Here is a 23311-nt window from a genome sequence, read left to right on the forward strand (position 1 = left end):
CACGAGGGAACTGCGAGGGAGAGGTGTGCGGATGATCGCCGCTACGAAGAAGATCGCCGGCGGCCTGGTCGCCACGGTCCTGGTCCTGGGAGCCTCCGGGTGCGGAAGCTCGGAACCCGCCAAACCCCCTGCTCTCGGGGGCCCGAACGCGAAGAAGGGCCCCGGCGCGCCCGAGGCCGCCCCGGGCAGCGTCAATAGGCTCATCGGCGACGGCTCGACCTCGTACACCGGCCGCCAGCCGAACGTACAGCAGCCCCAGAAGCTGAAGCCCGGCGAAAAGCCCCCGCAATTCGTCGTCTTCTCCTGGGACGGCGCCGGTGAGGACAGCCAGAAGCTCTTCTCCCACTTCCGCGAAGTCGGGAAGGAGTACAACGCGCGGATGACGTACTTCCTCAGCGGCCTGTACATGCTGCCGGAGGAAAAGCGTTCCCTCTACACGGCCCCGCAGCACGACCCGGGCCGCTCCGACATCGGCTTCGGTGACCCGCAGGGCATCAAGGACACCGCCACCCAGGTCCGTGCGGCCTGGCTGGAGGGCAACGAGATCGGCACCCACTTCAACGGCCACTTCTGCGGCCCCGACGGCGGCGTGGGCACCTGGTCCGTCGAGGAGTGGAAGAGCGAGATCAACCAGGCCAAGTCCTTCGTCAAGAACTGGAAGACCAACTCGCCCGCGCTCAAGGACATGGAGGCGCTCCCCTTCGACTACGACAAGGAACTCATCGGCGCCCGCACCCCGTGCCTCGAAGGCCAGAAGAACTTCATGCTGGCGGCCAAGGACATGGGCTTCCGGTACGACTCCAGCGGCATCAGCAAGCAGATCTGGCCGAAGAAGAAGGACGGTCTCTGGGACATCCCGCTCCAGCTGGTGCCCATGCCGGGCCGCGCGTTCGAGACCCTGAGCATGGACTACAACTACCTGGTCAACCAGTCCGGGACGACCACGCAGGGCGACCCGTCGCAGCACGCGTACTGGGGCGAGCAGATGCGCGACGGCCTGCAGAAGGCCTTCGACCGCGTCTACCAGGGCAACCGCGCGCCGCTCATCATCGGCAACCACTTCGAGTCCTGGAACGGCGGCACCTACATGAAGGCCGTCGAGGACTCCATCAAATCGATGTGCACGCAGAAGGAGGTCCGCTGCGTGCCGTTCCGTGAACTGGCCGACTGGCTGGACGCCCAGGACCCCAAGGTCCTGGAGTGGATGCGCACGCTCGACGTGGGCGAGGCGCCCAAGGACGGCTGGGCGAAGTTCCTGACGGCGGGGCCGCCGGCCAAGCCGGCCGCCCCGGCCGAGGTCAAGCCGGCTGCGGAGCCGGCCGAGTCGGGGTCGGACGAGGGCTGACCAGCCCCTGCGATCCGGCGGGGCGCGCCTCGTCGAGGACGAAGCCGGGGTCGACCTGTTCCGCGAGGTCGGCCCCGGCCTTGGCGTTGCCCCAGCTCTCCGCGTTCTTCAAGTGGAAGTGGACCATCTGCCGGGTGTACCGGGCCCAGTCACGGTCGGCGTACGAGTCTTCGGCGGCGTCCTGGAGCGCCTGCAGCGCGAGCCGGTTGGTCGCCTCCAGCAGTTCGAACGCGGCCGGGCGGCCCTTCTCCATCGACCGCACCCAGTCCGAGTGTCCGACCGTGACCAGCAGGTCCTCGCCCACCTCGTCCTGGAGGAACTCGATGTCCTCGGGGCCCTGCACCTTGTTGCCGATCACCTTGAGGGCGATCCCGTAGTCCCGGGCGTACTCCTTGTACTGGCGGTAGACCGAGACGCCCTTGCGGGTCGGCTCGGCCACCAGGAAGGTCATGTCGAAGCGGGTGAACATGCCCGAGGCGAAGGAGTCCGAGCCGGCGGTCATGTCGACGACGACGTACTCGTCGGGGCCGTCCACCAGGTGGTTCAGGCACAGTTCGACCGCGCCGACCTTGGAGTGGTAGCAGGCCACGCCCAGATCCGCCTCGGTGAACGGCCCTGTGGCCATGAGCCGTACGGGTTCCCCGTCGAGCAGCAGGGTGCGGGCGCACGCGTCGTACACCGGGTTGTCCTCGGTGATCCGCAGCAGCCGTGAGCCGGTGCCCGGCGGGGTCGTCTTGATCATGGTGTCGGCGGACGCGATGCGCGGGTTCGACCCGCGCAGGTAGTCCTTGATCAACGGCAGGTGCGCGCCCATGGCGGGCAGCGCCGAGGCTTCGTCCTCGCGGAGCCCGAGGGCGACGCCGAGGTGCTGGTTGATGTCGGCGTCCACCGCGACGACGGGGGCTTCATTGGCTGCGAGGTGGCGGATGAAGAGGGAGGACAGCGTCGTCTTTCCGCTGCCGCCCTTTCCCACGAAAGCGATCTTCATGTTCACGAAGGGTAGTCGATCGCTCGCTGTGTGTGCTCTGAGTGAGTGAAGAAGACCACTCCAAGGAGGGGTCGGTGCTACCGGGCCGCAGTGCGTAGGCTCCTTACTTATGAGTAGCGCTGCTGACCCGCTGGCCCCACTGGCCGGGCTGCCGGGTGTCGCCGATTCCGTGGATTCCGTACGCAAGGCCGTGGACCGGGTCTACGGGCACCGGGTGATGCGCCGGCGCGGCGGCGAGATCACCTCGGAAGCCGCCCTGCGCGGGGCGAGGGCCAGCGCGGCGCTGTCCGGGGCCGACTGGGCGCTGGAAGAGGTGCGCCGCCGGACCGACTTCGGCACGGAGGAGCAGGCGCGCACGGTGGGTGCGGCCCTGCGCCTGACGGCCGAGGCCGGGCAGCTGCTGAGCATCTGGCGCCAGTCGCCGCTACGGGTCCTCGCGCGCCTGCACCTGGTCGCCTCGGGTTCCACCCTGCCGACGGGTGCGGGGGCCGGGGCCGGCGAGCGCGGCGGCGACACCGTGGGGCGGCCCCGGCTGGCGGGCGAGCCGGTGGACGAGCCGCTGATCGAGGCCCCGTTGCCCAGCGCCGAGGAGGTCGCGGGCAGGCTGGACGGGCTGTCCCGGCTGGTCATCGCGGGAGGCTCGGCCCCGGCGCTGGTCACGGCGGCGGTGGTGCACGGCGAGCTGCTGGCGCTGCGCCCGTTCGGCACGTACAACGGCCTGGTCGCGCGGGCGGCCGAGCGCATCGTGCTGATCAACAGCGGGCTCGACCCGAAGGCGATCTGCCCGGCGGAGGTCGGCCATGCGGAGCAGGGCCGACAGGCGTACGTGGCGGCTCTCGACGGCTACCTCTCCGGAACCGCGGAGGGGATGGCGGCCTGGATCGCGCACTGCGGGCGGGCGGTCGAACTGGGTGTGCGGGAATCGACGGCGGTCTGCGAGGCGCTCCAGCGCGGCGCGGCCTGATCCCTCCGCAGGGCGGGTTCCGGAGGGGCTCCGGACAGGGTTGCGGCGACACCGTCTTGCTTTGGTGTCGCCGCTGGCATTCCCGCCGGGTTACCAAGCGTCCTCGATGTTGCCCATCAGGCCGGGAACTTTGCCCGTGCCTGGTGCGGCTGGCCCGTAATCGACGGGTCGACGTCGCGTGGGTGCTCGGCGTTCCTGCTTCGGTCCGTGGGCCTTACTGCGTTTTAAAGATGATCCTCTCGGATGTTCTTTGGTCTCGCGGGCCGTTGATTCCTTTGTACTCCGCTTGCGACAGGAGTGAAACCCCTGGCCTCACTTCTTTACCTTTCTTCGCATTTACGGTTGTTCCGGACATGCGATAACGGGATAGACCGGGGCATTGCGGTGGGGCGGGCAGCGCGGGGCCATTCTGCTGGACCGGTCGGGTCGCCGGTCGCGGCGCCGGTCGCGGCGCCGGTCGGGTCGCGCAGGAGCCGGGCCGGCGCCGGTCGGAGTGCGCCGGCCCGCGGCCGACCGGGGTGTCGGCCGGGGTGTCGGCCGGGCGGATCAAGCCAGTCTTCAGGCGGTTGCGCCGGCGGCCCGGCGCCGGCTGGCGTACCAGACGAGCCCCGCTGTGGCCGCCGCCGCTCCGACGGCTGCCGCGGCCACCCACGCCGGTCGCGCGGCCATCGACAGCCCGGGCACCCGCTGCTTCAGTCGCACCGGCCGGTTGAACACCAGCACCGGCCACTCCCGGGCCGCCGCCTCGCGCCGCAGGGCCCGGTCCGGGTTCACGGCGTGCGGGTGTCCGACCGCCTCCAGCATCGGCACGTCGGTGATCGAGTCGCTGTAGGCGTAGCACCGCGCGAGGTCATATCCCTCGGACTCCGCGAGTTCGCGCACGGCTTCGGCCTTCGTCGGTCCGTAGGCGTAGTAGTCGATCTCTCCGGTGAAGCAGCCGTCCTCGCCGACGACCATGCGGGTGGCCACGACGCGGTCCGCGCCGAGCATCTCCCCGATGGGCTCGACCACTTCGGCACCTGAGGTGGAGACGATCACCACGTCACGCCCGGCGGTGTGGTGGGCCTCGATCAGCGACGCGGCCTCGTCGTAGATGATCGGGTCGATGAGGTCGTGCAGGGCTTCGGCGACGATCTCGCGCACCTGCTGGACGTTCCACCCCTTGCAGAGGGCGGACAGGTACTCGCGCATCCGTTCCATCTGGTCGTGGTCGGCGCCGCCGGCCAGGAAGATGAACTGGGTGTACGCGGTGCGCAGGACGGCCCGCCGGTTGATCAGGCCGCCCCGGTAGAACGACTTGCTGAAGGTCAGGGTGCTTGACTTCGCAATGACGGTCTTGTCCAGGTCGAAGAAGGCAGCGGTCCGAGGCGAGGAGTGCGGCAAGGGCTGATTTTCCACGCCCCGAGCATATGCGCCCACCATTCGGCGTAAGGTGTGGCGCGTGGGTTTGCCTGAGAGGGCTCTCGGGTACACCATGGAAGTCACGGATCGTTCGCGACCGTGCTAACCCGGTCTGGCTCCTCCCCCCCCGAGTCGGACCGTGGGGACGACCCCCGCTCTCCCCCCCGGCGGGGGTCGTCGCATGTCCAGGCGCGGTTCGCGCCCCTTGCTTCGGCCTTTGATGGACATCTTCCCGGCCCTTCCTGTTCGGCGGGCCCGCCTGTGCAGGCCCTCACCTCTCAGAACTCGTGACTCTGTGTAGTTGTTCCGGAGCGCTCTGAACTCACCCAATGGGGTGGCGGGGATATCCACAACCGCGTTCTCGGCCACAGATATCGAGCAAGATCCACTTCTTTTTCCTGATCGCTGCACCGTGATTCCAGCCGCGAAGTCCGCGGTTCATGGATTTGCAGTGAGAAGGGGGCGGAGATCGTGGCTGGATCGAAGTCGTGTGAAGTCGCGGAGTTCGGGGCGTCGGGTGGGGCCGGGGCGCCGAACCGGACGGGCGGGCCGGTGCCCGGTGGCGGACGGCCGCTGATCATCACCGAGGATCCCCTGCTGCTCGACGACCTGCTGCGGCTGTGTGCCGCTGCGGGCGCCGAGCCGCATGTGCACCACGCGGTGCCCGAGCAAAGCGGAGCGCTCGGTGCTGCGGGTGTCCGGCGGGCCGGGTGGGCCGTGAGTGACCCGAATGCCGATGCCGGGGAGGCGTCAAGCGGCGTCGACGGAGACGAGGAGGCGGGCCGGCCGCGCGGTGGCACCGGATGGGAGTCCGCCCCCCTCGTCCTGGTCGGGGACGATGCCGCCCGGCGGGTGCGTGGGGCGCCGCGGCGGGACGGGGTCTTCCTCGTCGGCCGGGACCTGGACGACCCGGGGGTGTGGCAGCGGGCGGTGGAGATCGGCGCCGAGGAGGTGCTGCGGCTGCCCGACGCCGAGAGCAGGCTCGTCGACCGCATCGCCGACGTGGTGGAAGGGGCGGGCCGGCCCGCCCTCGCCGTGGGGGTGATCGGCGGCAGCGGCGGGGCCGGGGCATCCACCCTGGCCTGCGCCCTCGCCGTGCGGGCCGCCCGGGCCGGAGAGCGGACCATCCTCATCGACGGAGACCCGCTCGGCGGGGGAATGGACGTGCTGCTCGGCGGCGAGGGCGCCGAAGGGCTGCGCTGGCCGGACTTCGCCGGGTCGCGGGGCCGGGTGGGTGCCGGGGCGCTGGAGGAATCACTGCCCGAGCTGCACGCCCTCAGGGTGCTGAGCTGGGACCGCGGGGACCGGGTAGTGGTGCCGCCCGCCGCGATGCGGTCGGTGCTGGCCGCTGCCCGGCGCCGGGGCGGGGTGGTGGTGGTCGACCTGCCCCGGCGGGTGGACGAAGCCGTCGCCGAGGTACTGGCCCAGCTGGACCTGGTGCTGATGGTGGTGCCGGGAGAGCTGCGCGCCGTGGCTGCCGCGGGGCGGGTGGCCGCCGGGGTGCGGATGGTGGCCCGGGACGTCCGCGTCGTCGTACGGGGCCGCTGTCCTGACGGGCTCGACGCCGAAGCCGTGGCGGACCTCCTGGGGGCGCCGTTGGCCGGGGTGGTGCCGGTCGAGGTGGGGCTTCCGGGGCGGGTGGCCGAAGGGGAACCGCCGGGGGCGCGGGGGCGTAGCGCGCTCGCCCGGTTCTGTGACGGCTTCTGGCAGCGGGCGCTCGGCTCCGCCCAAGGGGTGCCGGCATGAGCACGGTGCTGCTGGACGCGGTGCGGCAACGGCTGGCCGAGAGCGGGGCGGAGCCGACCCCGGCCAGGGTGGCGGCGGCTCTGCGCGCCCAGGGCCGACTCCTCGGGGACGCGGAAGTACTCGGCGTGGCAGCGGAGTTACGGTCGGAGCTGGTCGGTGCCGGCCCGCTGGAGGCGCTGCTCGCCGATCCGGAGGTCACCGACGTGCTGGTGGCGGCCCCGGACCGGGTGTGGGTGGACCGGGGCGGCGGGCTGGAGCTGACCGGGGTGACCTTCAACGACGCCGAGGCGGTGCGCCGCCTCGCCCAGCGGCTGGCGGCCGTCGCGGGACGGCGGCTGGACGACGCCCGGCCCTGGGTCGACGCCCGGTTGCCGGACGGCACCCGGTTGCATGCCGTACTGCCACCCGTGGCGGTCGGGTCGGCGTGCCTCTCGTTGCGGGTGGTGCGGCCCAGGGCCTTCACGCTGGACGAGCTGGTGGCCGCGGGCACGCTGCCGCCCGGCGGGCAGACGCTGCTGGCGGCGATGATCGAGGCGCGGCTGTCCTTCCTCGTCTCCGGTGGGACCGGCACGGGCAAGACCACGCTGCTCAGTGCCTTGCTGGGGCTGGTGGGCCCGGGCGAGCGGATCGTACTCGCCGAGGACTCGGCCGAGCTGCGCCCCGACCATCCGCATGTGGTGCGGCTGGAGACCCGGCCCGCCAACCAGGAGGGGGCGGGGCTGGTCACCCTGGCGGACCTGGTCCGGCAGGCGCTGCGGATGCGGCCCGACCGGTTGGTGGTCGGGGAGGTCCGGGGCGCGGAGGTGGCCGACCTGCTGGCCGCGCTGAACACCGGGCACGAAGGCGGCTGCGGCACGGTGCACGCCAATGCCGCGGCGCACGTACCGGCTCGGCTGGAGGCACTCGGGACGGCGGCGGGCCTCGACCGGGCCGCGCTGCACAGCCAGTTGGCGGCCGCACTGACCCTCGTGGTGCACCTGGTCCGGGACCGCTCCGGCCGCCGCCGGGTCGCCGAGGTGCACGTGCTGGAGCGGGATCCGGCCGGCCTGGTGGTGACGGTGCCCGCGCTGCGGTGGGGCGCGCGGGGCTTCGTGCGGGAGCACGGCTGGGCCCGGCTCGGCCCGTTGCTGGGCGGCGTCCGGTGAGCGCCGGGGCGGCGGGGGCCGTGGGCTCGGTGCCCGTGTTCGCCGGGCTGTTGTGTGCCGGGACCGCTGCGTGGCTGCTGGCCGGGGGCGACCAGGTGTCGCGGCGGGCCCGGTTGGTGCTGGGCGGGGGCGGGCCGGTGCTGCCGGGCGGTCCCGTCCGCTGGGAGCGGCTGGTGATCGCGGTGCGGGTGCGGGCCGCGCGGTGGCGGGAGTGGGCCGGTCTGGGCGTGGGCCTGCTGGTGGCGCTGCTCGGCGGGTCGGTGATTCCCGTGGCGCTGGGGGCGGCCTCGGTGCCGCTGGTGCGGCGGTGGCTGCGGATCCGGGAGCGGGAACGGGCGCGGGCCGGGCGGGCCGCCGGGGTGGTGGCGCTGTGCACGGCTGCGGTGGGGGAGCTGCGGGCGGGTGCGCAGCCCGGCCAGGCGTTGACCGCCGCCATCCGGCGGGCTGCCGCGGGGGAGGGCCGGGTCGGCGCGGCGGAACCCGGGGTGCTGGCCGCCGCGGCGTTCGGCGGGGACGTGGCGGCGGCGCTGCGCGAGGCGGCGCGGGAGCCGGGTTCGGAAGGGCTGGCCGGGATGGCGGCCTGCTGGCGGGTCTCCGTGGACGGTGGCGCGGGGCTGGCCGCCGGACTGGAGCGGCTGGAAGGGGCGTTGCGCGCCGAGCGGGACCGGCAGGAGTCGCTGCGGGCCCAGTTGGCGGGGGCCAGATCGACCGCGGTGGTGCTCGCGCTGCTGCCGCTGGTGGGGCTGCTGATGGGGACGGCGCTCGGCGCGGATCCGCTGCGGGTGCTGCTGCACACCCCGATGGGGTGGGGCTGCCTGTTGGCTGGCGGGGTGCTGGAGGCGCTGGGGCTGCTGTGGTGCGGGCGGATCGTACGGATGGGGGAGCGGTGATGGGCGGACCGGTGGCTCACCGGCTGGGGATGGCGGTCTGCCTCGCGGTGGCCGTGCTGTGTCTCGGGTCGGTGGTGGCGGCGCGGATGCGGGAGCGGGCGGCCCGCCGCCGGTTCTCGGCGCTGCTGGCGGTGGAGGCGGCCAGGCCCGGGCCTGCCAGGGGCGTACGGATACGTGGCCTGGCGGCGGCCTGGGCCGGGCCGGCCGGAGCGGTGGTGGCGTGCTGGGTGCTGGTCGGCGGGGTGCCGGGGGCACTGCTGGGCTGCGGGGCCGCGTTCGGTGTGCGGCGGATGCTGCGGCGCCGCCCGGCGGCCGGGGTGGATCCGGCGGAAGCGGAGCGGCAGTTGCCGTTCGCGGCCGACCTGCTGGCCGCGTGCCTGGCGGCCGGAGCCGGCCCGGTGGAAGCGGCCGAGGTGGTGGGGGAATCGCTGGGCGGCCCCGTCGGTGAGCGGCTGGCGCTGGCCGGGGCGGAGCTGCGGCTCGGCGGCGAACCCGGAGCGGCGTGGGGGAGGTTGGCGGAGATACCGGGTGCCTGTCCGCTGGCGGAGTGCCTGGAGCGGGCGGCCCGTACGGGGGCGCCGGCCGCGGAGCCGGTCTCCCGCTTGGCGGCGGCCCTGCGGGCGGACCGGACCCGGCAGGCCGGTGCGAGGGCGCAGCGGGCGGCGGTGCTCATCACCGCACCGGTGGGGCTGTGTTTCCTCCCCGCGTTTCTCGCGCTGGGAGTGGCGCCCGTGGTGATCGGTATGGCTTCCGGTCTCCTTTCGGGCAGTTGAGATCACCAGCTGAAAACAGATCAAGAACGTAATGCAACAGGAGGCTCTCATGAAGATCATCTGGATTCGGGTGCGGGCGTCGCTGACCGGTCGTCACCGCGATGCCGGGATGTCGACTTCGGAATACGCCATGGGCACGATCGCGGCCTGTGCGTTCGCCGCGGTTCTGTACAAGGTGGTGACCAGTGAGGTGGTTTCGACGGCGCTCCAGTCGACCATCGGGAAGGCCCTCGATGTGCCGTTCTGAGAAAGTTCCGCGGGGAATCGGGGACCGCGGATATGTGACGGCGGAGGCGGCCCTGGTGATCCCGGCGCTGGTGCTGTTCGCGGCCCTGCTGGTGTGGGCGCTGATGGCGGCGGCCGCTCAGATCCGGTGCGTGGACGCGGCGCGGGCCGGGGCCAGGGCCGCGGCCCGGTCGGAGCCGGCGGACGTGGCGGTGGCGGCGGCGAAGGCGGCCGCCCCGCCGGGGGCGGAGGTGGGGCTGGAGCGGGCGGGCGACCTCTGGCGGGTCCGGGTGTCGGCGCCCGCGCCCGGGCCCGGGGGGCTGCCGGTCCGGCTGGGTGCGCAGGCGGTGGCCCTGGCGGAGGACAGCGTGGGGCCGCCGCCGTGAGCCGGGACCGGGGCTCCGCCACGGTGTGGGCCGCGCTGGTGACGACGGTGCTGGGGGCGGTGTTCGGGGGTGTGCTGCTGCTGGGGCAGGCGGTCGTGGCACGCCACCGGGCGGCGGCCGCGGCGGACCTGGCGTCCCTCGCGGCGGCCACAGCCTGGGCGCACGGCCCCGAGGTGGCGTGCGGGACGGCGGCCCGGGTGGCCCGGGCCCAGGGGGCGGCCCTGACGGAGTGCCGCCTGCGGGGGGAGGTCGCGGACGTCACGGCCCGAGCCCCGATGGGCCCGTTCGCCCCCTCCTCCACCGCCCGCGCGGGCCCAGCCCTGCCCCCCACCGCCGGAGCCGGCCCCCTCGTGCCCGCCGCGGCCCTGGCGGGCCCGTCTCCGGCCGCCGCGCCCGGGACGGGACCGCCCCTGCCCGCACTGCTCAGACCGGGCCCGCCCGGGGACCGCCCATGCGGGCCTGCTCTGCCCGCTGCCGCGCGGGTTCGCGCCCTCGGCGCGCACCGCCGACCGGCTGGGGCCGACGTGCGGGCCGGCGTAAGCGCCCCGGTCCCGGGCGTGCGGCGCCCGGGGGCGGCGGGGGCCGAGCCCTGGGGCCCGGGGGCGGCGGGCGTATCGCCGGCCGGGCCGGTTCCCAGTGCTGTGGCCGGGAAGGCCTGCGGGTCGCGGTTCCCTCAGCTACCGCTGGGGGGTACCCCCAGGATGCGGTGCATCGCAAGGCGGAGGGCCGCGGCTCGTATTGGACGTACTTAGTGGCCCGACAACGCTGCGGGCCCCTCCCAGCGGTAGCTGGGGGAGGCCTTTCCGGTCACAGCACTAGGGGGCGGGCTCCGTGGGGGGTGGGGATTCTGCCAGGAGGCGGGTGAGGAGGCGGATCGCGCCGCGCTTGTGCAGCGGGTCGTTGCCGTTGCCGCACTTGGGGGACTGGATGCAGGAGGGGCAGCCGGCCGCGCATTCGCAGGCGGCGATGGCGTCGCGGGTCGCCGTCAGCCAGGCGCGGGCCGTGTGGAAGGCCCGTTCCGCGAAGCCGGCCCCGCCGGGGTGGCCGTCGTAGACGAACACCGTCGGCAGCAGGGTGTCCGGGTGCAACGGGACGGAGACACCGCCGATGTCCCAGCGGTCGCACGTGGCGAACAGCGGCAGCAGACCGATGGAGGCGTGCTCGGCGGCGTGCAGGGCGCCGCCGAGGATCTCTGGGGTGATCCGGGCCTCGTCCAGCTGGTCCTCGCTGACCGTCCACCACACGGCGCGGGTGCGCAGGGTGCGCGGCGGCAGGTCCAGCTTGGCCTCCCCGAGCACCTCACCCGACAGCAGCCTGCGCCGCAGGTAGGAGACGACCTGGTTGGTGACCTCGACGGAGCCGAAGCAGAGCCGTCCCTGCCCCCACGGGATCTCGTGCTCGGTCTCCAGCACCGAGATGGAGGTTGTGTCCCGGGCGGTCGTCGAGAACGGCGGGCTGGCCTCCTCCACCAGGGCCACCGAATCCTCCAGGTCCAGGTGCTTCACCAGGTAGGTGCGGCCCTGGTGGAGGTGGACGGCCCCGTCGTGGACGGCGGTGTGGGCGGCGGACTCGTCGACCGTGCCGAGCAGCCGTCCGGTGGCGGCCTCCACGATCTGCACCGGGCGCCCGCCGCCGCCCCGGATGTCCGTCAGGTCCGCGGCGCGCTCCCGCCGGGTCCAGTGCCAGGCCGTGGCCCGGCGCCGGAGCAGTTTCGCCGCCTCCAGCTGGGGGAGCAGCTCCTCGGCAGCCGGGCCGAACAAGGTCAGGTCCGGCTCCGTCAGCGGGAGCTCCGCCGCGGCCGCACACAGGTGCGGGGCCAGGACGTACGGGTTGTCGGGGTCCAGGACGGTGGCCTCCACCGGTCGGCGGAACAGCGCCTCGGGGTGGTGCACCAGGTAAGTGTCCAGCGGGTCGTCCCGGGCGATCAGGACGGCCAGCGCGCCCTGCCCCGAGCGTCCGGCCCGCCCTGCCTGCTGCCACAGGGAGGCCCGGGTGCCCGGGTAGCCGGTGATCAGGACGGCGTCGAGGCCCGACACGTCCACGCCCAGCTCCAGCGCGGTGGTCGCGGCCAGCCCCAGCAGCTCCCCGGAGTGCAGGGCCCGCTCCAGGGCGCGCCGCTCCTCGGGCAGGTAGCCGCCCCGGTACGCGGCGACCCGCCCGGGCAGCGAGCTGTCCACCGCCGCCAGCCGTTCCTGGGCGATCACCGAGATCAGCTCGGCGCCACGCCGGGAGCGCACGAAGGCGACCGTGCGCACCCCCTGGACCACCAGATCGGTCAGCAGGTCGGCGGTCTCGGCGGTGGCGGTGCGGCGCACGGGAGCGCCCTTCTCGCCCTTGAGGTCGGTCAGCGGCGGCTCCCACAGGGCGAAGACCACCTCGCCGCGCGGCGAGGCGTCGTCGGAGACCTCGGTGACCGCCACCCCGGTCAGCCGGGACGCCGCGGCCGCCGGGTCGCTCGCGGTGGCCGACGCCAGCAGGAAGACCGGCTCGGAGCCGTAGCGCGCGCACAGCCGCCGCAGCCGCCGCAGCACCTGCGCCACGTGCGAACCGAAGACGCCCCGGTAGGTGTGGCACTCGTCGATCACGACATAGCGCAGCGCCTTGAGGAAGGAGGACCAGCGCGGGTGGCCGGGAAGGATCCCCCGGTGCAGCATGTCGGGGTTGGTGAGGACGTAGTTCGCGTACTGGCGGACCCATTCGCGTTCCTCCACCGGCGTGTCCCCGTCGTAGACGGCGGGTCGGATCGCGTTGCCGAGCGGCGCGGCCAGCGCCCGGACGGCCCGCCGCTGGTCGGCCGCCAGGGCTTTGGTCGGGGCCAGGTAGAGGGCGGTCGCTCCCCGCCCGTTGGGCGCCTGCGCGCCGTCCGCGAGGGCGGACAGGACGGGTGCCAGGTACGCCAGAGACTTGCCGGAGGCGGTGCCGGTGGCGACGACCACGGAGGTGCCGTCCAGGGCGTGCTCGGCGGCTTCGGCCTGGTGGGCCCACGGATGTTCGATCCCGGCGGCGGCGATGGCCGCTACGACATCTGATCGAATACGGTCCGGCCAGACCGCATGACGACCCGCCCGAGGGGGCAAGTGCTCCGTATGGGTGATGCGCGCAGCCCGGGAAGGCCCCGCTGCCAGCCGGTCCAGGACCGTGCCGGGGGTGGGTCGTGTGTCCGCGTGTGCCGTGGGCCGACCGGGATCGTGAGTATTGGCCATTGGAACCGAGTGTGTCACTGGCGTGCGGGACAATGGTCCCAAGGCGTCGTGCGCGCCTGCCGGTAAGTGATTGAATGCCATTGCGGCAGCCAATCCCTCCTCTACCTTCGGGTAAGGAGGCCCCTGGGGGGCGCCGCTCGATAGCAAGGTGCTGGAGGATCCGTGGACCTGTCCCTGTCGACTCGCACTGTCGGCGACCGCACGGTCGTAGAGGTCGGTGGCGAGATTGATGTGTATACCGCGCCCAAGCTGCGCGAGCAGTTGGTGGAGTTGGTGAACGACGGCAGCTACCACTTGGTTGTCGACATGGAGCGAGTGGACTTCCTCGACTCCACCGGCCTCGGTGTGCTCGTGGGAGGCCTCAAGCGCGTTCGCGCCCACGAGGGCTCGCTGCGTCTGGTCTGCAACCAGGAGCGCATCCTCAAGATCTTCCGTATTACCGGTCTGACGAAGGTGTTCCCGATCCACACCACCGTGGACGACGCCGTCAACGCCACCGACTGACGCACCAGGGCGGCGACCAGCCGTCAGGGAGCCGACGACGGGCGGGGGTACCGGGCCATGGGCGGTCCGGGCCCCTGTAAGGCACGCCCGAGCGCCCGCTTGGCGCCATAGCCCGCGCCCGTAGTTCCGAGGCGCCCGTAGTCCGAGGGGGACGCGCATGGCCACCGTTGAACTCCGCTTCAGCGCCCAGCCCGAACACGTCCGGACGGCGCGCCTGGTCGCCGCCGCCGTGGCGCGCCGGGCCGGTGTGGAGGAAGCAGTCCTCGACGAGGTCCGCCTCGCCGTGGGCGAGGCCTGCTCGCGTGCCGTCGGGCTGCACCGCAGCAACGGACTCACCGCGCCCGTCCGGGTCGTGCTCACCGAGGAGGAGAAGTCGTTCTCCATCGAGGTCGGCGACGAGGTTCCCGGGCCGGCCGGCGGTCCGGCGGATGCCGTGCCGGGGATCGAGGCCGTCCTGGACCCCGACATCGAGGGCGAGGACGAGATGGGCCTGGCGGTCATCAGCGGGCTCGTCGACGACGTCGAGGTGACCAGCGGCGTAGCGGGCGGGACCATTCGGATGACCTGGCCCGTGGCGCGGGTCTCGGTCCTGCCGTAGCCGCGTCGGCCTCCCGACCGCCGACGGCGCGGGTCTGCCCGCCGTCGTGGGTCGCGCGGCTCTGCCTCGCCCCTGCCCCGGCCGGGCTGCCCCGGCCGCGTCCGGCTGTTCGCGGGCCCCGGCCCGCCGCGGCCGGGCGCTCCGTCGCGCCGCCGTCCCGCCCGTCTTGGGGCCTGCTCCGCCGCGTCCTCCGCCGGTCCGTGGCGCGGGTCTCGGCCGCGCCGTGGGGCGGGCTGCCGGGCGGTGCCGTCGGGGGGTTGGGCTCCGGGCGGCGGGGTGCCGGTCCGCCAGGGTGGTGCCGGGTGCGCGTGCATCGTATCTTCTGATCTTTATCAAGGCCCTGCTGAGCAGGGCCTTTCCCGTTTCCGGGAGTCGAGCCGACATGAATATCCGGCTCAATGATCAATCGTCAATGCCTTTGTCCCGTTACTACTTTCGAGGGTAATGGAGTGACGGGATCTATTGCTGAGGAGCAAGAGCAGGCCAATTCCGTTTCCCGCCCACTGTTTTGATCAGGTCGCGCTCCCTACAATCCGTCCACATCTTGAGCTCATCACGTCAAGGAGGACGAATGACGGGGCTCTTCACCCCCAACGCGCCGATCGGCTACTCCGATCTGGCAGCCGCAGTGCTCACCGATGACAATCGCCTCATCGTCATCGTGATCGCCGCGGTCGCACTTGCCGCACTCGTCGTCGCGCAGATCCTGGTGCGCCAGGTGCTCGCCGCCGACGAGGGCACCGACAGCATGAAGAAGATCGCCGCCGCCGTTCAAGAAGGCGCCAACGCCTACCTCGGCCGGCAGCTGCGCACGCTCGGCGTCTTCGCCGTCGTCGTCTTCTTCCTGCTCTTCCTGCTCCCCGCCGACGACTGGTCCCAGCGGGCCGGCCGCTCCGCCTTCTTCCTCGTCGGCGCCCTCTTCTCGGCCGCCACCGGCTACATCGGCATGCGCCTGGCCGTCCGCGCGAACGTCCGCGTCGCCGCCGCGGCCCGCGAGGCCACCCCCGCCGAGGGAGGGCCCGCCAAGGACCTGACCGAGGTGTCCCACAAGGCGATGAAGATCGCCTTCCGCACGGGCGGCGTGGTCGGCATGTTCACCGTCGGCCTCGGCCTGTTCGGCGCCTCGTGCGTCGTGCTCGTCTACGCCGCCGACGCGCCCAAGGTCCTGGAGGGCTTCGGCCTCGGCGCGGCCCTCATCGCGATGTTCATGCGCGTGGGCGGCGGCATCTTCACCAAGGCCGCCGACGTGGGCGCCGACCTGGTCGGCAAGGTCGAGCAGGGCATTCCGGAGGACGACCCGCGTAATGCCGCGACCATCGCCGACAATGTGGGCGACAACGTCGGCGACTGCGCCGGGATGGCGGCCGACCTCTTCGAGTCGTACGCCGTCACCCTGGTGGCCGCGCTCATCCTCGGCAAGGCCGCCTTCGGCGACCTTGGCCTGGCCTTCCCGCTGATCGTCCCCGCCATCGGCGTGGTCACCGCCATGATCGGCATCTTCGCGGTCTCCCCGCGCCGCTCCGACCGCAGCGGAATGACCGCGATCAACCGCGGGTTCTTCATCTCCGCGGTGATCTCCCTGGTGCTGGTCGCGGTCGCCGTCTACGTGTACCTGCCGGCCACCTACAAGGAGCTCATCGGCGTCGAGAACGCCACGATCACCAACCACAGCGGTGACCCGCGGATCCTGGCCGTCGTCGCCGTCGCCATCGGCATCGTGCTCGCGGCCCTGATCCAGCAGCTGACCGGCTACTTCACCGAGACCACCCGCCGTCCCGTCCGGGACATCGGCAAGTCCTCCCTGACCGGCGCGGCCACCGTCGTCCTCGCCGGCATCTCGGTCGGCCTGGAGTCCGCCGTCTACACCGCGCTGCTCATCGGCCTCGGCGTCTACGGGGCGTTCCTGCTCGGCGGCGCGTCGATCACACTGGCGCTCTTCGCGGTGGCCCTGGCGGGCACCGGCCTGCTGACCACGGTCGGCGTCATCGTCGCCATGGACACCTTCGGACCGGTCTCCGACAACGCCCAGGGCATCGCCGAGATGTCGGGCGACGTGCAGGGCGCGGGCGCGCAGGTGCTCACCGACCTGGACGCCGTCGGCAACACCACCAAGGCCATCACCAAGGGCATCGCCATCGCCACCGCGGTCCTCGCGGCGGCCGCGCTGTTCGGCTCGTACAACGACGCCATCGCGACCGCCGTGAAGGAGGTCGGGGCCAAGGCCGGGGAGATGAACCTCAGCCTGGACATCGCCCAGCCGAACAACCTGGTCGGCCTGATCCTCGGTGCGGCCGTCGTGTTCCTGTTCTCGGGCCTGGCCATCAGCGCCGTCTCCCGCTCCGCGGGCGCCGTCGTCTACGAGGTGCGCCGGCAGTTCCGCGAGCACCCCGGGATCATGGACTACTCGGAGAAGCCCGAGTACGGCCGCGTCGTCGACATCTGCACCAAGGACGCACTGCGCGAACTGGCCACTCCCGGCCTGCTCGCGGTCCTCACCCCGATCGCCGTCGGGTTCGCGCTGGGCGTCGGCGCGCTCGGTTCGTTCCTCGCGGGCGCCATCGGCACCGGCACGCTGATGGCCGTCTTCCTCGCCAACTCGGGTGGGGCCTGGGACAACGCGAAGAAGCTGGTCGAGGACGGTCACCACGGCGGCAAGGGCAGTGAGGCCCACGCCGCGACCGTGATCGGCGACACCGTGGGCGACCCGTTCAAGGACACCGCCGGTCCGGCCATCAACCCGCTGCTCAAGGTCATGAACCTGGTGGCGCTGCTGATCGCACCCGCGGTCGTGCAGTTCAGCTACGGCGCGGACACCAGTGCCACGGTGCGGGCGATCGTCGCGGCCCTCGCCATCGCCGTCATCATCACCGCGGTGTACATCTCCAAGCGGCGCGGAATCGCGGTCGGCGACGACACCGAGAGCGGCGCGGCGGAGCGGGTGGCCACGCCGTCGCCCGACGCGGCGACGGTCTCCTGACGGGGCCCGGCCGAAACGGACAGGTTCTGATGAGTCCTGAACGGGCCTCCGGGCAGCTCTGAGCGGCCCCCTCGGCGGCTCTTGCGGGCAACGGGCCCGACCGGCTCGAAGGTGCGCCCGAACGGCGGACGGGCGGCGCGGACAGACGCGCCGTCCGTCCGCCTTTGCATGTCACCCGATGGCTGGCGTGTATCTTCCGGGCCGAGAGCCTTCGAAGGGACCAATCCGGTGAACAAGAAGTTTGCGACCGCGGTGTCCGGCGGTGCGGTACTGATGCTCGTGCTGTCCGGGTGCGGCGAGGACGACGGCGACAAGAAGGCCGACGCATGGGCCAAGAAGGTCTGTGACGCCTGGCAGCCCGAGCTCACGAAGATCGAGGCCGCCAATGTCGACATCAAGCGCGTGGCCACGGAGAGCAGCAAGCCGGAGGAGGTCCAGAAGACCGACTCGGCGGCGTTCCTGGTGATGTCGGACTCGTACAAGTCGATGGGGACCGCCCTGGCGGCCGCGGGGGTTCCGCCCGTCAAGAACGGCGCGGAGACCCAGAGCACGGCGGTGAAGGGCTTCGAGTCGACGTCGAAGGGCTACGCCGACTTGAAGGTCAAGATGGATGCCCTCGACGTCAAGGACCAGACGAAGTTCGCCGAAGGACTCAAGGACGTCGCCGGCGGTCTGGAGACCGCGACCCAGGGCGGCAAGGAGGCCCTGGACCGGCTGAAGTCGGGCGGCCTGGACAAGGCGATGAACGGCCAGAAGGGCTGCCAGGTCCAGACTTCGGCGAGCGCTTCGGCGAAGTAGCGCCCGCGGGGCGGGGCCGGCGCGGTGGCGGCGGGTTCCCGGTCGTCCGTCGTACGTCGACCCGCGGGCCGGGGCCGGAAGCGGCCCCCGGCCGCCCTCTTGGCCCCCGCCGCCCGTCCCGGCCCCCGCCGCCGGCCGACGACCGGTCGCCGGGTGCACGGCGGGGCGTCGGCGCACCGCGTCGTCCGCTGCGGCCGACAGGTGCGCGGCGGGGCATAGGCCAGGCCCCCCGCCGCCCGGGCACCTTGCCGGGCGTCGGGCTCGTCGCCAGCACCCCGGCGCGCATCTGCCGCACCGCCGCCCGTCCGCAGCACCCCGGCGCGCGTCTGCCGCACCGCCGCCCGTCCGCAGCACCCCGGCGGGCATCTGCCGCACCGTCGCCCGCACCGCCCGCCGGTACACGGCCGCGCGGCACGCGCATTGTCGGAGCCAGCCGCCACAATGGGCGGGTGAGTACCACCAGCCTCCCCTCGCCCGACCGCGCCGCCGAGCTCCGCACGGCCCTGCTGGCCGCCGGTTTCACCGCCGACGGGCTGCTCGACCTGCTCGGCGCCCCCGCCTACGCCGCGCTGGCCCGCAGCGAGACGGTTCCGGCCCTGCGCGCCACCCGCGACCACGCCGACGCCCCGCTGTCCACGCTGGTCCGGCTCTTCCTGCTCCAGCAGCCGGTGCCCTCGGCGCGGGCCGCGGCCGCACTGCCCGTCGGGACGGCGCTCGCCGACGGCTGGCTGCGGCGTGAGGAGGCCACCGACGGCGAGGACGCGGTGCGCGCCACCGTCGACGTGCGCCCCTACGGCGGGCCCGACGGGGAGGACTGGTTCATCGTCTCCGACCTGGGCTGCGCCGTGGGCGGCGCCGGCGGGATCGGCAGCCGGGAGGAGGGGGTGGTGCTCGGCGTGGGCGGCGCGTCCACCACGCTGGCCGGGATCACCGTCCGCATCCCCGTCGGGTCCGCGCTGGACCTGGGCACGGGATCGGGCATCCAGGCCCTGCACGCCGCCCAGCACGCGACACGGGTCACCGCCACCGACGTCAACCCGAGGGCCCTGGGGTTCACCCGGCTGACGCTGGCGCTCTCCGGGGCACCGGAGGCCGAGCTGCTCGCGGGTTCGCTCTTCGAGCCGGTCGGGGACGCCACGTACGACCTGATCGTGTCGAACCCGCCCTTCGTGATCTCCCCGGGCGCGCGGCTGACGTACCGGGACGGCGGGATGGGCGGCGACGACCTGTGCCGGACCCTGGTCCAGGAGGCCGGCTCCCGGCTCAACCCGGGCGGGTACGCGCAGTTCCTCGGGAACTGGCAGCACGTGGCGGGCGAGGACTGGCGCGACCGGCTCCGCTCCTGGGTGCCGCGCGGCTGCGACGCGTGGATCGTGCAGCGGGACGTGCAGGACGTGACGCAGTACGCCGAGCTGTGGCTGCGCGACTCCGGCGACCACCGCACCGACCCCGCCGAGTACGCGCGGCGCTACGAGGACTGGCTGGACGAGTTCGAGGCCCGAAAGACCAAGGCGGTCGGCTTCGGCTGGATCACCCTGCGCCGGACCGACGCGGCCGAGCCCTCGATCGTGGTGGAGGAGTGGCCGCACTCGGTGGAGCAGCCGCTCGGCGAGACGGTCCTGGCCCACTTCGCGCGCCAGGACTTCCTGCGCGAGCACGATGACGCCGCCCTGCTGGCGGGGTACTTCGCGCTGGCCGAGGAGGTCGTCCAGGAGCAGGTCGGCGCGCCCGGGGCGGAGGACCCGGAGCACGTGGTGCTGCGGCAGAACCGCGGGATGCGGCGGGCGACCAAGGTCGACACGGTCGGCGCGGGCTTCGCCGGAGTGTGTGACGGCTCACTCAGCGCCGGCCGGATCCTGGACGCGATCGCGCAGCTCATGCAGGAGGACCCGGTCGTCCTGCGCGACCGTACTCCGGAGGCGATCCGGATGCTGGTGGAGCAGGGCTTCCTGGAGCCCGTCGCCGCCCCCGGGCGGTAGCCGGAGGTGCCGGGGGCTCGCGCCCCGCAGTGCGCGCCGACGGCCCCCGGCACGCGCCCCGGCCTTGCCGCACCACGGTCGCAGCGGCCGTCACCGCAGGCAGGCGCGGTCGCGCCGGGTCTTCGGATCCGGGGTTCGCGGCGGTCGCGAACGCCGCGCGGGCCGGTTCCGCGGGGGCCGCGCGAGGACTCCCCCGAGCAGGGCGGGAACCCCGTGAGACGGGGGGCCGGGGCCGGCTGCCGGAGCGGGGCCAGACGGCCCCCCGGCCACTCGGCCCGGTGATCGCCAAGGGCCCGGCGCGGTATCCGGGCGGCAGAAGTGGCACTTGTCGGGTTACCGTTCGAGTGGCCGTTGCGGGCTTGTGCCGTTTGACACGGGGGCGGGTTGTACCGTCACACTCCGCAGCGTCGCCGTACCGCGACCGAGTGCCGACCGGAGAGAAGAGCCAAGTTGTCCCCGACTAGCGAGACCGCAAAGGGCGGCCGCCGACTCGTCATCGTCGAGTCCCCTGCCAAGGCGAAGACGATCAAGGGCTACCTCGGCCCGGGATACGTCGTCGAGGCGAGCGTCGGGCACATCCGCGACCTCCCCAGCGGCGCGGCCGAGGTTCCCGACAAGTACACCGGCGAGGTCCGCCGTCTCGGCGTCGACGTCGAGCACGATTTCCAGCCGATCTACGTGGTCAATGCGGACAAGAAGGCTCAGGTCAGGAAGCTCAAGGAGCTGCTGGCCGAGTCCGACGAACTCTTCCTCGCCACCGATGAGGACCGCGAGGGCGAAGCCATCGCGTGGCACCTGCAGGAAGTCCTCAAGCCCAAGGTCCCCGTCCACCGGATGGTCTTCCACGAGATCACCAAGGACGCGATCCGCGACGCCGTCGCCAACCCGCGCGAGCTGAACCAGCGCATGGTCGACGCGCAGGAGACCCGCCGCATCCTCGACCGCCTCTACGGCTACGAGGTCTCGCCGGTCCTGTGGAAGAAGGTCATGCCGAAGCTTTCGGCGGGCCGCGTCCAGTCGGTGGCCACCCGCCTCGTCGTCGAGCGGGAGCGCGAGCGCATCGCGTTCCGTTCCGCCGAGTACTGGGACCTGACCGGCACCTTCGGCACCGGCCGCGCCGGTGACCCGTCGGACCCCTCCACCCTGGTCGCCCGCCTGAACGCGGTCGACGGCAAGCGCGTCGCGCAGGGCCGCGACTTCGGCTCGAACGGGCAGCTCAAGAGCGAGGTCCTGCACCTCGACGAGGCGAACGCGCGGGCCCTGGCCGCCGCGCTGGCGGAGACCTCGTTCGCCGTCCGCTCGGTCGAGTCCAAGCCGTACCGCCGCTCCCCGTACGCCCCCTTCCGTACGACGACGCTCCAGCAGGAGGCCTCGCGCAAGCTCGGCTTCGGTGCGAAGGCGACGATGCAGGTGGCCCAGAAGCTGTACGAGAACGGCTTCATCACCTACATGCGTACGGACTCCACCACGCTCTCCGACACCGCGGTGTCGGCGGCGCGGGCGCAGGTCACGCAGCTCTACGGGGCCGACTACCTGCCGGAGAAGCCGCGCGTCTACGCGGGCAAGGTCAAGAACGCCCAGGAGGCGCACGAGGCGATCCGGCCTTCGGGTGATCGTTTCCGCACTCCGGCCGAGACGGGTCTGACCGGCGACCAGTTCCGCCTGTACGAGCTGATCTGGAAGCGGACCGTCGCCTCCCAGATGAAGGACGCGGTCGGCAACTCGGTGACCGTGAAGATCGGCGGACGGGCCTCGGACGGCCGGGACGCCGAGTTCAGCGCGTCCGGCAAGACGATCACCTTCCACGGCTTCATGAAGGCGTACGTCGAGGGCGCGGACGACCCGAACGCGGAGCTGGACGACCGCGAGAAGCGGCTGCCGCAGGTCGCCGAGGGCGACGCGCTGTCGGCCGAGGAGATCACGGCGGACGGCCACTCGACCAAGCCGCCGGCCCGCTACACCGAGGCCTCGCTGGTCAAGGAGCTGGAGGAGCGGGAGATCGGCCGGCCGTCGACGTACGCGTCGATCATCGGCACGATCCTGGACCGCGGCTACGTCTTCAAGAAGGGCACGGCGCTCGTGCCGTCCTTCCTGTCGTTCGCCGTCGTCAACCTGCTGGAGACGCACTTCGGGCGGCTCGTCGACTACGACTTCACCGCGAAGATGGAGGACGACCTCGACCGCATCGCGCGGGGCGAGGCCCAGTCCGTGCCGTGGCTGAAGCGGTTCTACTTCGGGGCCGAGGACGCGTCGGAGGTCGTACCGGCCGACGGCGACCACCTCGGCGGTCTGAAGGAGCTGGTCACCGACCTGGGCGCGATCGACGCCCGGGAGATCTCCTCGTTCCCCGTCGGTGACGGGATCGTGCTGCGCGTCGGCCGGTACGGGCCTTACGTGGAGCGCGGCGAGAAGGACGCCGAGGGCCACCAGCGGGCGGACGTCCCCGACGACCTGGCGCCCGACGAGCTGACGACGGACTACGCGGAGGAGCTGTTCGCGAAGCCGAGCGGCGAGTTCGAGCTGGGTGCCGACCCGGTGAGCGGGAACCAGATCGTCGCGAAGGACGGCCGCTACGGGCCGTACGTGACGGAGATCCTGCCCGAGGGCACGCCGAAGACGGGCAAGAACGCGGTCAAGCCGCGGACGGCCTCGCTGTTCAAGTCGATGTCCCTGGACACGGTGACGCTGGACGACGCGCTGAAGCTGATGTCCCTCCCGCGGGTCGTGGGCGTGGACGCGGAGGGCGTGGAGATCACGGCGCAGAACGGGCGCTACGGCCCGTACCTGAAGAAGGGCACGGACTCGCGGTCGCTGGAGACCGAGGACCAGCTGTTCTCGATCACGCTGGACGAGGCCCTGGCGATCTACGCGCAGCCGAAGCAGCGCGGGCGGGCCGCGGCCAAGCCGCCGCTCAAGGAGCTGGGTACGGACCCGGTGAGCGAGAAGCCGGTGGTCGTCAAGGACGGCCGGTTCGGGCCGTACGTGACGGACGGCGAGACGAACGCGACGCTGCGGCGGGACGACGACGTCGAGACGATCACGCCGGAGCGGGGTTACGAGCTGCTCGCGGAGAAGCGGGCGAAGGGGCCGGCGAAGAAGACGGCCAAGAAGGCCCCGGCGAAGAAGGCCCCGGCCAAGAAGGCGCCCGCGAAGAAGGCCGCCGCGGCCAAGACGGCCGCGGCCACGACGGCTACGGCAAAGACCGCAGCCGCCAAGAAGACGACGGCGGCCAAGAAGACGTCGACGGCTGCCGCGAAGAAGGCCCCGGCGAAGAAGGCGGCCGTGACGGCGCCGGTGTCGACGGACGAGTAGCCTCCGGTCGCTCGGAGAAGTGTGTGGCCGGACCCCGGCGCTGCGGCGCCGGGGTCCGGTGCTCCGTGACGGGCCCG

Annotated in this window: 18 protein-coding genes; 15 read left to right on the top strand and 3 right to left on the bottom strand. The window is 72.8% G+C overall.

Translation table 11 applies throughout. From position 1 onward, the window contains the following. The first annotated feature begins 31 nt into the window (after positions 1 to 31). On the top strand, positions 32 to 1345 hold the full coding sequence (locus tag ACWGH1_RS02915; RefSeq protein WP_453355662.1) for a hypothetical protein: 1314 nt from the start codon (positions 32 to 34) through the stop codon (positions 1343 to 1345). Here the strand turns inward: ACWGH1_RS02915 and ACWGH1_RS02920 are convergent. Next, entirely contained in the window at positions 1299 to 2333 is a 1035-nt protein-coding gene (locus ACWGH1_RS02920; RefSeq protein ID WP_453355663.1) for an ATP-binding protein, read from the bottom strand. The two genes, ACWGH1_RS02915 and ACWGH1_RS02920, sit on opposite strands and share 47 nt — an antisense overlap. A gap of 109 nt (positions 2334 to 2442) precedes the next feature. Between ACWGH1_RS02920 and ACWGH1_RS02925 the strand changes: the two genes are divergently transcribed. Further along, positions 2443 to 3297 (top strand): oxidoreductase, encoded by an 855-nt coding sequence (locus ACWGH1_RS02925; RefSeq protein WP_453355664.1) that lies wholly within the window; start codon positions 2443 to 2445, stop codon positions 3295 to 3297. A gap of 558 nt (positions 3298 to 3855) precedes the next feature. On the opposite strand, the gene ACWGH1_RS02930 is transcribed toward ACWGH1_RS02925, so the two are convergent. Further along, the gene (locus ACWGH1_RS02930; RefSeq protein ID WP_453355196.1) at positions 3856 to 4719 is read right to left on the bottom strand and encodes an HAD-IB family hydrolase; all 864 of its coding nucleotides are present in this window, start codon (positions 4717 to 4719) and stop codon (positions 3856 to 3858) included. A 531-nt stretch (positions 4720 to 5250) separates the two neighbouring features. Here ACWGH1_RS02930 and ssd point away from each other — a divergent pair. The 7 genes from ssd to ACWGH1_RS02965 are packed head-to-tail and all read left to right on the top strand — an operon-like array spanning position 5251 to position 10615. Further along, positions 5251 to 6444: a septum site-determining protein Ssd gene (ssd, locus tag ACWGH1_RS02935; protein ID WP_453355202.1), complete on the top strand. Its 1194-nt coding sequence runs from the start codon at positions 5251 to 5253 to the stop codon at positions 6442 to 6444. Next, a complete protein-coding gene (locus tag ACWGH1_RS02940) occupies positions 6441 to 7589 on the top strand; it encodes a TadA family conjugal transfer-associated ATPase (protein ID WP_453355197.1) in 1149 nt (382 codons plus the stop codon). The genes ssd and ACWGH1_RS02940 overlap by 4 nt, the downstream gene beginning before the upstream one ends. Further along, positions 7586 to 8479 carry a type II secretion system F family protein gene (locus ACWGH1_RS02945; RefSeq protein ID WP_453355198.1) on the top strand — a complete coding sequence of 298 codons (894 nt, stop codon included), beginning with the start codon at positions 7586 to 7588 and terminating at the stop codon, positions 8477 to 8479. Before ACWGH1_RS02940 ends, ACWGH1_RS02945 begins: the two co-directional genes overlap by 4 nt. Next, entirely contained in the window at positions 8479 to 9252 is a 774-nt protein-coding gene (locus ACWGH1_RS02950) for a type II secretion system F family protein (RefSeq protein WP_453355199.1), read from the top strand. The genes ACWGH1_RS02945 and ACWGH1_RS02950 overlap by 1 nt, the downstream gene beginning before the upstream one ends. A 49-nt stretch (positions 9253 to 9301) precedes the next feature. Continuing rightward, positions 9302 to 9499, top strand: coding sequence for a DUF4244 domain-containing protein (locus tag ACWGH1_RS02955; RefSeq protein WP_453355200.1), 198 nt, complete (start codon positions 9302 to 9304; stop codon positions 9497 to 9499). Next, positions 9486 to 9863: a TadE family type IV pilus minor pilin gene (locus ACWGH1_RS02960; RefSeq protein WP_453355201.1), complete on the top strand. Its 378-nt coding sequence runs from the start codon at positions 9486 to 9488 to the stop codon at positions 9861 to 9863. The genes ACWGH1_RS02955 and ACWGH1_RS02960 overlap by 14 nt, the downstream gene beginning before the upstream one ends. Before the next feature lie 59 nt (positions 9864 to 9922). Beyond that, complete coding sequence (locus ACWGH1_RS02965) at positions 9923 to 10615, top strand: Rv3654c family TadE-like protein (protein WP_453408391.1); 693 nt, start codon at positions 9923 to 9925, stop codon at positions 10613 to 10615. Between the two features lie 63 nt (positions 10616 to 10678). On the opposite strand, the gene ACWGH1_RS02970 is transcribed toward ACWGH1_RS02965, so the two are convergent. Beyond that, on the bottom strand, positions 10679 to 13147 hold the full coding sequence (locus ACWGH1_RS02970) for a DEAD/DEAH box helicase (RefSeq protein ID WP_453354870.1): 2469 nt from the start codon (positions 13145 to 13147) through the stop codon (positions 10679 to 10681). 81 nt (positions 13148 to 13228) lie between these two features. Between ACWGH1_RS02970 and bldG the strand changes: the two genes are divergently transcribed. The 6 genes from bldG to topA all read left to right on the top strand — a co-directional run bounded on the left by bldG (position 13229) and on the right by topA (position 23234). Continuing rightward, entirely contained in the window at positions 13229 to 13570 is a 342-nt protein-coding gene (gene bldG, locus ACWGH1_RS02975) for an anti-sigma factor antagonist BldG (protein WP_030028781.1), read from the top strand. A gap of 157 nt (positions 13571 to 13727) precedes the next feature. Then, the gene (locus ACWGH1_RS02980; RefSeq protein ID WP_453354871.1) at positions 13728 to 14168 is read left to right on the top strand and encodes an ATP-binding protein; all 441 of its coding nucleotides are present in this window, start codon (positions 13728 to 13730) and stop codon (positions 14166 to 14168) included. Between the two features lie 571 nt (positions 14169 to 14739). Then, positions 14740 to 17145, top strand: coding sequence for a sodium-translocating pyrophosphatase (locus ACWGH1_RS02985; protein WP_453354872.1), 2406 nt, complete (start codon positions 14740 to 14742; stop codon positions 17143 to 17145). Positions 17146 to 17373: 228 nt separating this feature from the next. Then, positions 17374 to 17943 (top strand): small secreted protein, encoded by a 570-nt coding sequence (locus tag ACWGH1_RS02990; protein ID WP_453354873.1) that lies wholly within the window; start codon positions 17374 to 17376, stop codon positions 17941 to 17943. A 449-nt stretch (positions 17944 to 18392) separates the two neighbouring features. Then, a complete protein-coding gene (locus ACWGH1_RS02995) occupies positions 18393 to 19922 on the top strand; it encodes a DUF7059 domain-containing protein (RefSeq protein WP_453356081.1) in 1530 nt (509 codons plus the stop codon). Between the two features lie 450 nt (positions 19923 to 20372). Continuing rightward, positions 20373 to 23234 carry a type I DNA topoisomerase gene (gene topA / locus ACWGH1_RS03000; RefSeq protein ID WP_453408368.1) on the top strand — a complete coding sequence of 954 codons (2862 nt, stop codon included), beginning with the start codon at positions 20373 to 20375 and terminating at the stop codon, positions 23232 to 23234. The last annotated feature ends 77 nt before the right edge of the window (positions 23235 to 23311 follow it).

The sequence above is a fragment of the Streptomyces sp. NPDC054883 genome (assembly GCF_053610645.1).

Bases quoted from the DNA above. Each gene is read 5' to 3' on its own strand.
- ACWGH1_RS02970 (WP_453354870.1), bottom strand. From the start codon at position 13,147: ATGGCATTCAATCACTTACCGGCAGGCGCGCACGACGCCTTGGGACCA.
- ACWGH1_RS02985 (WP_453354872.1), top strand. From the start codon at position 14,740: ATGACGGGGCTCTTCACCCCCAACGCGCCGATCGGCTACTCCGATCTG.
- ACWGH1_RS02955 (WP_453355200.1), top strand. From the start codon at position 9,302: ATGAAGATCATCTGGATTCGGGTGCGGGCGTCGCTGACCGGTCGTCAC.
- ACWGH1_RS02980 (WP_453354871.1), top strand. From the start codon at position 13,728: ATGGCCACCGTTGAACTCCGCTTCAGCGCCCAGCCCGAACACGTCCGG.
- ACWGH1_RS02925 (WP_453355664.1), top strand. From the start codon at position 2,443: ATGAGTAGCGCTGCTGACCCGCTGGCCCCACTGGCCGGGCTGCCGGGT.
- ACWGH1_RS02920 (WP_453355663.1), bottom strand. From the start codon at position 2,333: ATGAAGATCGCTTTCGTGGGAAAGGGCGGCAGCGGAAAGACGACGCTG.
- ACWGH1_RS02915 (WP_453355662.1), top strand. From the start codon at position 32: ATGATCGCCGCTACGAAGAAGATCGCCGGCGGCCTGGTCGCCACGGTC.
- ACWGH1_RS02930 (WP_453355196.1), bottom strand. From the start codon at position 4,719: ATGGTGGGCGCATATGCTCGGGGCGTGGAAAATCAGCCCTTGCCGCAC.
- ACWGH1_RS02950 (WP_453355199.1), top strand. From the start codon at position 8,479: ATGGGCGGACCGGTGGCTCACCGGCTGGGGATGGCGGTCTGCCTCGCG.
- ACWGH1_RS02960 (WP_453355201.1), top strand. From the start codon at position 9,486: ATGTGCCGTTCTGAGAAAGTTCCGCGGGGAATCGGGGACCGCGGATAT.
- ACWGH1_RS02940 (WP_453355197.1), top strand. From the start codon at position 6,441: ATGAGCACGGTGCTGCTGGACGCGGTGCGGCAACGGCTGGCCGAGAGC.